Below are 7,334 nucleotides of genomic sequence, written 5' to 3' on the forward strand. Positions count from 1 at the left end.
CAACACCATGTCGTTCCTGCCAGAAGCCGCACTTGCCGAACTAAAAGACCTGCTGGGCCCCAAAGGTTTCAGCATGGAAAGCGATGTTCTGGCCGCCCACAATGCAGAGGCGCGCGGCAAGTTTGAAGGCCATGCCGAGATCATCCTGTTTCCGGCCAGTACCGAGGAAGTCGCCAAGGCAGTTGCCATCTGTGCCGCACATGACATCGCGATTGTGCCGCAGGGTGGCAATACCGGGCGGTGCGGCGGGGCGGTTGCCAGTGACAAACAGGTCCTGATCAATCTCAAGCGCATGAACCGCGTGATCGAGATTGATGACCGTGATTTCACAGCCACCGTTGAAGCCGGTGCAATCCTGCAAAACATTCAGGAAGCCGCCGAAAAGCAGGATTTGCTTTTCCCGCTGTCACTGGGTGCTGAGGGCACATGCCAGATTGGTGGCAACCTTGCGACCAATGCCGGGGGATTGAACGTTATTCGATACGGCAATGCGCGTGATTTGTGCCTTGGGCTTGAGGTCGTATTGCCCGATGGCACGGTGTGGAATGGCTTGTCCAAACTTCGCAAGGACAATACCGGCTATGACCTGCGTGATTTGTTTATCGGTGCGGAAGGCACACTTGGCATCATTACCAAGGCGACGCTGAAGCTTTTTGCCCAGCCCAAACACACCGCCACCGCCTGGATTGCCGTGCCGTCGCCGGAATGCGCGATTGATCTTCTGGCACTCGCACGCCGTCATACCGGCGATGGCATTGCCGCCTTCGAGTTGATCAGCAATTTCGCCCATGATCTGTCTGTCACGTATCTGCCGAACCTGACGCGGCCGCTTGCAACCAAAACGCCGTGGCATGTGTTGATTGAGCTGACATCGTCGCGCCCGAATGATGATCTTGAAACACTTCTGGTCGATCTGTTGGGTCAGGCGGTTGAGGTCGGGCTTGCCGTTGATGCCACCCTTGCCCAGTCAGAGGCACAGCGCAAGAACCTGTGGGCGATCCGCGAAGGCATCCCGGAAGCACAAGGATATGAAGGCGGATCGATCAAGCATGATGTATCGGTGCCGGTTTCAAAGGTTGCCGAGCTTTTGAAACGCGGCATGGCGAGTGCGGATGCGCTGATACCCGGCATTCGCCCCTGCCCGTTTGGCCATGTGGGTGATGGCAATATCCATTTCAATTTCACCCAGCCCGCGACCATGGACAAGCAAGCCTATCTTGCGCAGTGGGAAAGCCTGAATAGTGTCATTCACGACATTGTTCTCGATCTTGGCGGGTCGATCAGTGCCGAACATGGCATCGGGCAGCTTAAACGGGATGAACTGGCGCATTATGCCAGTGTGGAAAAGCTGAAACTGCTGCGTGCGATCAAGGTGGCAATTGATCCGGATGGCAGGCTTAATCCGGGCAAGGTTGTGTAATCGTCGCTGTCATCGACGTCGCGTTATCATGCGCCACCAAACGTAAGATGGAAGACCGCCCCATGTTCTCTGTCGAGACCTATGCGCCCCTTGATACGCCCAAACAGATTGCACCGGACGTCTGGATTGTTGATGGCCCGGTGATCGGGTTTCAATATGCCGGGCTTAAACTGCCCTTCCCGACCCGGATGACGATCATCCGCCTTAAAAGCGGCAAACTGTTTGTCCATTCGCCGATCCGCCTGAATGAAACGCTTCGGGCCAAGGTCGATGCGCTGGGCGAGGTTTCTTATCTGATTGCATCCAATACCATCCATTATGCCGGTGTGCCCGACTGGCAAAAGGCCTATCCGGATGCAAAGGCGTTCTGCGCGCCCGGTGTGATCAAGCGGGCCAAATCGGTTGGCATTTCGGTTGATTTTGATGCAGAGCTTGCCGATACGCCGGAACCGGAATGGGCCAATGAAATCAGCCAGGTGTTGGTGCGGGGCAGTTACCTCAATGAGGCGGTATTTTTCCATGACGCGTCCAAAACACTGATCCTAACCGACCTTATCGAGAATTTCGAAGCCGACAAAATCAAAAACCCGATTTGGCGGTTTATGGTCAGGTTACTTGGCACCATGGACCCGCATGGCAGCATGCCACGCGACATGCGCCTGACCTTTGCCGGATACAAGGATGGGGTGCGCAAGGCAATTGAAACCATGATTGACTGGGCGCCCGACTATGTGGTGCTGGCGCATGGGCGTTGCTATGACAAGAACTGTGTGGCGGAGCTCAGACGCGCCTTTTCCTGGGTTTTGAAATAGTTCGCAAAAAAGGGCGCCCCGCTATGGGACGCCCTTAAAGCAATTGCGATATGCGCAAAGCTTATTCAGCCGGACCAGCCCATGGGGTCATGGCGTTGATTTTGTCCTGACGGCGTTCGTCGCCGGACTTGCCCCAGTCGCCACCGAAGGCCGCGGATTCCCAGGAACCGTAGCTCGGGTTCGGGAGCATGAACCAGCGTTCGCCCCAGTAATTGCCGTATTTTTCCATGACTTCGAGACGCTCGATAATCGAGCCGTCGATTTCGTCGGTGAAATCGCCGAAGTTGTCGCCAAACTGCATGATGACACGGTAATCTTCGGTCACAGCCGCACGGCGCGGCGTTTTGTTCGAGCCCCATTCTTCGACCTCGCCCCGCAGCATGACGTGTTTTTCATCCGCATAGGGGAAGCCGAATTTCTTGAGGTTTTCGATGGTCGGATCTTCTTCCGGCGCCTTGCGGTTCGAAACATAGAAGATTTCAACACCACGTGCCGCTGCCGCCTTGGTAAATTCCAGTGCGCCCGGCGTCGGGGTGGAAATCATGTCATGCACGAAAGCCGCCCAGGTTTTGGAGCTGTAATGGGTTTTCTCGGCAACAACCCATGCCTGATAGGCGGAGTTATCAAGAACGGTTTCATCAACATCAAGGATCACCGCCGGCGGCTTGGTCGAATAATTGCCGTCCTGCTCAAGTGCGGCGGTCCAGTTGTGATCGCCAATGGCGGCGTCCAGCAAGCGGGTCGCGCCAGCATAGACCGACATGGCAGTCGTCTTGTATTCGACCGAGGTCTGCAACCACAGTGTGCCATTCAGGCCGTCATTCTGCTCGGACTCTGCCTGTGCGCCGAACGCGAAAAGCGCACTGGTCGCCATGATGGCAGCCACGCCAAATGATTTTCCGATAAAAGTCATATGTAGTCTCCCTGTTGATTTCCCGACTGCATCGATCTGACCATGCAGACAGGATTTCATAACCATGCCACCGCAGTGCGATAAAGAAAAAGCCTTTTTCCACATTATCGCGCAAAAAGGCTTTTAGAGCGGCTTTGATAAAGACGCCAATTCATTGAGTTTGGCGGCATTTACGCGGTTGGGCGTTTTTCAAATGACGTATAGCCGTCTTCAAGGGCAGGTTCTTCGTGAATGCGATCCACGCGTGCATGGGTCGGGCCTTCGTGGCAGGCGTCGATCATGGATTGAACGACCTTGACCGGGCCACAAAAGACCGCCTCGACCGTGCCATCATTGCGATTGCGCACCCAGCCGGTCAGGTCGCGCTTGCGGGCCTGTTCCACGGTCCATGCGCGATACCACACGCCCTGAACCCGGCCTTCGATCCGGGCATGAACGGCGATGTTACCGGCCCCGGTTGACGGGTCGGGACTTGTATCTGTCATGATCGGACGTCCTCCCTTTCCGATATGTCAGGATGTCAGCTTTGATCGGCCTGTCTGCCGGGCGTTATTTCGCGCCGGGGATTTTTGCGTGCAGATGGGCGGTATCCTGAAACTTCTGTTTCTGTTCCTCGGATGCGGGAAGCTGATGGTTTTCCTTCCAGTCGTCATAGGTCATGCCATAGACGACTTCACGCGCGCCATCGTAATCCATGGCGACACCGCGTTCGCGCGCTGCGGCCAGATACCATTTGGCCAGACAGTTGCGGCAGAACCCGGCAAGGTTCATCAGATCAATATTCTGTGCATCCTTGCGGTTTTGCAGATGGGTCACCAGCCCGCGAAAGGCAGCGGCTTCGAGTTCCAGTTTGGTTTGCGGATCAAGATCGGCTGCCGGGCCGTTGGCCAGAACGGCTTCTGTCGACATTTCAGAACCGGCGCAATCAGACATGCTCCATACTCCCGCTGGTCTTTTCCTGTTCCAGTTTTTCAATGACCTGGGGCACATGTGCAATGCTTTCGGCCGTAATGATGCTGGCATTGTCGATTTCGGTCTGATCGACCATTTCATGCACCCAGGTGATTTCATAGGGAATGTGGATCGCCGTCGCCCCGCACGCAAGGACCGGCAGAATATCGGATTTCATCGAATTGCCGATCATGATCGCCTCTTCGGGCTCAACCCCGTAGCGGCCAAAGATGTTGCGATAGGTCAGCGAGTCTTTCTCCGAGACGATTTCAATCCCGTCAAACAGGTCTTCAAAGCCGGAACGTTCGATCTTGAGCTGCTGGGCGATCAGGTCACCCTTGGTGATCAGGACCACCTTGTATTTCGGGTGATTGGCATATTGCCTGAGCACGGCCTCGGCCCCTTCAATGATCCGGGTGGGCGCGCGCAGCATGGATTTGCCTGTTTCGGCCAGTTTATGGATGTCTTCGGCACTGATTTTACCATCAGACAATTCGATCGCCGTTTCGATCATCGACAGGGTAAAGCCCGTCACGCCATAGCCATAGATGGAAAGGTTGGCCAACTCGGCCTGATAGAGACGATCATCAACCTGTTCGGGATCAACATAGTGTCCCAGCATTTCGCGAAGCTGCACGTGGGCTTGGCGGAAAAGTGGCTCGTTGTGCCAAAGGGTATCGTCGCCATCAAAAGCAATCAGCTTGTACATTCTTACGCCTCGTTTCTTGTTATTGGATGGCCGCAGGCACGTTCAATGCGTTGGCAGTCAACCTTGATGTTCACAGGGATTACGGCCTCAATTCACGACCATATGGCAGTGCAAACGCGCCGTAAAGCCCCGTTATCTGTATTTAATATGCACGAAACTGTTCCGAAAGCCCTTGAAAACACAAGTGTTTGAACAAGTTAAAGAAAGGCCCCCAACAAACCTCTCAGAAATGGCAGACGGCTTCGTGAAAAACGCTGACGAACAAGCCGCTTAAATTTCTCGAACCTCTAATATGCGTAATTTGTGAAGCTTCAGCGCTTCTCTCAATACTCCGGTGCTATAATCGAGACGGTACATCCACGAAATGAGATCCTTCTCTCCCACGCTAACCGTTCGCAACGCCCCCAAAAGGCCTTTGAGGCTTTCTGTAACGTCATGAAAAGCTTCAACTGCTACTGCAGGAACACGACCATTGCTTCTTAGTTCTTCAGCTATATCTATGTATTTGATTAAAAGATAACTCTCGTCTTTGGCATCCAGCGATACTGAGACCCGCTCTGCTATATAGTCCTCAGTTCTACCGTGCTCCGCCAAACCAGAAAGCCTTTGAGCTCTATCAATGAATTCCTGGCACGTGACACAGAAGTCCCCTAAATCTCCCATTTCGGCATTTATGTCAGAGAGCAAAAAGTCTCGATGTTGCTGGATAGCGATGCGCTCCGACTGGGCCATTTGGTTGCGTGTCGCAACAATCACAAACAAACCACCTGCAAGACCGAAAAGTCCAGCAGCCAACGTTTCCCAATGGAATCCCCGGATAGCATTACTTACCGGCCCTACATCCCCTCCAACTAAACTTTCACCCCAGATGCCAATCGCAATGACAAAAAATGCACCACAGAGGACCAGCGCGACCCAAAGCTTCGGAGAAATAAATTCTCTAATACCAAACCTCGACACGCTTGTTGCTCCTATAAAAATCAACGCTCTGACGAGAGTAATTTCCTTTTCTTCCAAAAGAAAGCCCGCCCCCAAAGGGGACGGGCTCGGCAGTAACCGTTTGACCAATCTCTAGACAGTTTATTCGTCTTTTTCGAATTCGATGATAATCGCATCGACCGAGAGGTTAGCCCCCTGCTCGGCGTGGATCTTTTTGACCACGCCCTTGCTTTCGCATTTAAGGACGTTTTCCATTTTCATGGCCTCAAGGATGCAGAGCTCCTCGCCCGGCTGGACGGTCTGGCCTTCCTCGACCGAGACCTTGACGAGCAAGCCCGGCATTGGTGAGAGCAGGAAGTTCGACATATCCGGCGGGGCCTTGAACGGCATCAGTTTTTGCAGTTCCGCGACGCGTGGCAGCATCACCTTGAAGCTGCGCTGAATGCCGTTGGCCGACAGGCGATAGCCCACCCCTTCGAGGTCGATCTGCACACAGACCGGGGCACCGTCGATTTCACCGACAAACATCGGATCGCCGATCTTCCAGTCCGAGACCACGCCGTAGCTGCGGTCCCCGATGGCAACGATGTAATCGCCGTTAACACCATCAAACTCGATATCAAACGGCGTGTATTCATCGCCGCAAACCGCCACCCAGCTTTCGGCAACTTCAAGCGGATGATCGCTGACCTGGCCTGTGATGCCGGCATTGCGTTCGGCAAGACGCTGATTAAGGTAGGCGGCGACCACGATCAGGGTCGATGGATCATCATTGGGCAGATCATCGGCCGAGAAACCATCCGGGTATTCTTCGGCGATGAAGTTGGTGGTGATATTGCCATCCTGGAAACGTTTGTTGGCCATAACAGCGGCCAGGAACGGGATGTTGTGCGAAATGCCACGAATGTAATAGGCATCAAGCGCGCGGCGCATTTCCCCAATCGCCTGATCGCGGTTTTCACCATAGGTGATCAGTTTCGCGACCATCGGATCATAGAACATCGAAATCTCGCCGCCTTCAAAGACGCCGGTATCCACACGCACGGTGTCGGATTCCTCTGGTGGCTGATAGCGTACCAGACGGCCGGTGGAAGGCAGGAATTCGCGGAAGGGATCCTCGGCATAGACACGGGTTTCCATGGCCCAGCCGGTCAGTTTGACATCATCCTGTTTGAGCGTCAGCTTTTCACCATCGGCGATCTTGATCATCCATTCGACAAGATCCTGACCGGTGACAAGTTCGGTCACCGGATGTTCGACCTGAAGCCGGGTGTTCATTTCAAGGAAGTAGAAGTTCTTGTCCTTATCAACGATGAATTCCACCGTCCCGGCAGAGCAGTAATCCACCGCACGTGCCAGTGCCACGGCCTGTTCACCCATGGCCTTGCGGGTCGCGGGGTCGATAAAGGGTGACGGGGCTTCTTCGACGACCTTCTGGTGGCGGCGCTGGATGGAGCATTCGCGCTCGCCAAGATAGATCGCGTTGCCGTGTTTATCGGCCAGCACCTGAATTTCGATATGGCGCGGTTCCTCGACGAATTTTTCGACAAAGACGCGGTCATCGCCAAAGGAGCTTGCGGCTTCTGACGT

At 54.4% G+C, this 7,334-nt stretch carries 8 protein-coding genes; 2 read left to right on the top strand and 6 right to left on the bottom strand.

What is annotated here, in order from left to right; translation table 11 throughout:
• The first annotated feature begins 7 nt into the window (after nucleotides 1–7).
• Together B2R48_RS18760 and B2R48_RS18765 are read left to right on the top strand one after the other, a co-directional pair.
• Complete coding sequence (locus tag B2R48_RS18760; RefSeq protein WP_297003421.1) at nucleotides 8–1,420, top strand: FAD-binding oxidoreductase; 1,413 nt, start codon at nucleotides 8–10, stop codon at nucleotides 1,418–1,420.
• Between the two features lie 62 nt (nucleotides 1,421–1,482).
• On the top strand, nucleotides 1,483–2,232 hold the full coding sequence (locus B2R48_RS18765; RefSeq protein ID WP_297003423.1) for a DUF4336 domain-containing protein: 750 nt from the start codon (nucleotides 1,483–1,485) through the stop codon (nucleotides 2,230–2,232).
• 61 nt (nucleotides 2,233–2,293) lie between these two features.
• On the opposite strand, the gene B2R48_RS18770 is transcribed toward B2R48_RS18765, so the two are convergent.
• The 6 genes from B2R48_RS18770 to B2R48_RS18795 form a co-directional block, all read right to left on the bottom strand.
• The gene (locus B2R48_RS18770; protein WP_297003425.1) at nucleotides 2,294–3,145 is read right to left on the bottom strand and encodes a 5'-nucleotidase, lipoprotein e(P4) family; all 852 of its coding nucleotides are present in this window, start codon (nucleotides 3,143–3,145) and stop codon (nucleotides 2,294–2,296) included.
• Between the two features lie 170 nt (nucleotides 3,146–3,315).
• On the bottom strand, nucleotides 3,316–3,630 hold the full coding sequence (locus tag B2R48_RS18775) for an acylphosphatase (protein ID WP_062953761.1): 315 nt from the start codon (nucleotides 3,628–3,630) through the stop codon (nucleotides 3,316–3,318).
• A 64-nt stretch (nucleotides 3,631–3,694) separates the two neighbouring features.
• Nucleotides 3,695–4,054 carry a DUF1244 domain-containing protein gene (locus B2R48_RS18780; protein ID WP_062953760.1) on the bottom strand — a complete coding sequence of 120 codons (360 nt, stop codon included), beginning with the start codon at nucleotides 4,052–4,054 and terminating at the stop codon, nucleotides 3,695–3,697.
• Nucleotides 4,055–4,070: 16 nt separating this feature from the next.
• Complete coding sequence (locus tag B2R48_RS18785) at nucleotides 4,071–4,805, bottom strand: HAD family hydrolase (protein ID WP_062953759.1); 735 nt, start codon at nucleotides 4,803–4,805, stop codon at nucleotides 4,071–4,073.
• Between the two features lie 270 nt (nucleotides 4,806–5,075).
• Nucleotides 5,076–5,822 (bottom strand): hypothetical protein, encoded by a 747-nt coding sequence (locus B2R48_RS18790; protein WP_297003429.1) that lies wholly within the window; start codon nucleotides 5,820–5,822, stop codon nucleotides 5,076–5,078.
• A 63-nt stretch (nucleotides 5,823–5,885) separates the two neighbouring features.
• A partial coding sequence (locus tag B2R48_RS18795; protein ID WP_297003431.1) for a biotin/lipoyl-containing protein occupies nucleotides 5,886–7,334 on the bottom strand: 1,449 nt, incomplete at its 5' end.

This window comes from Thalassospira sp. UBA848 (assembly GCF_002295455.1).
In the GTDB taxonomy this organism is placed as follows: Bacteria; Pseudomonadota; Alphaproteobacteria; order Rhodospirillales; family Thalassospiraceae; genus Thalassospira.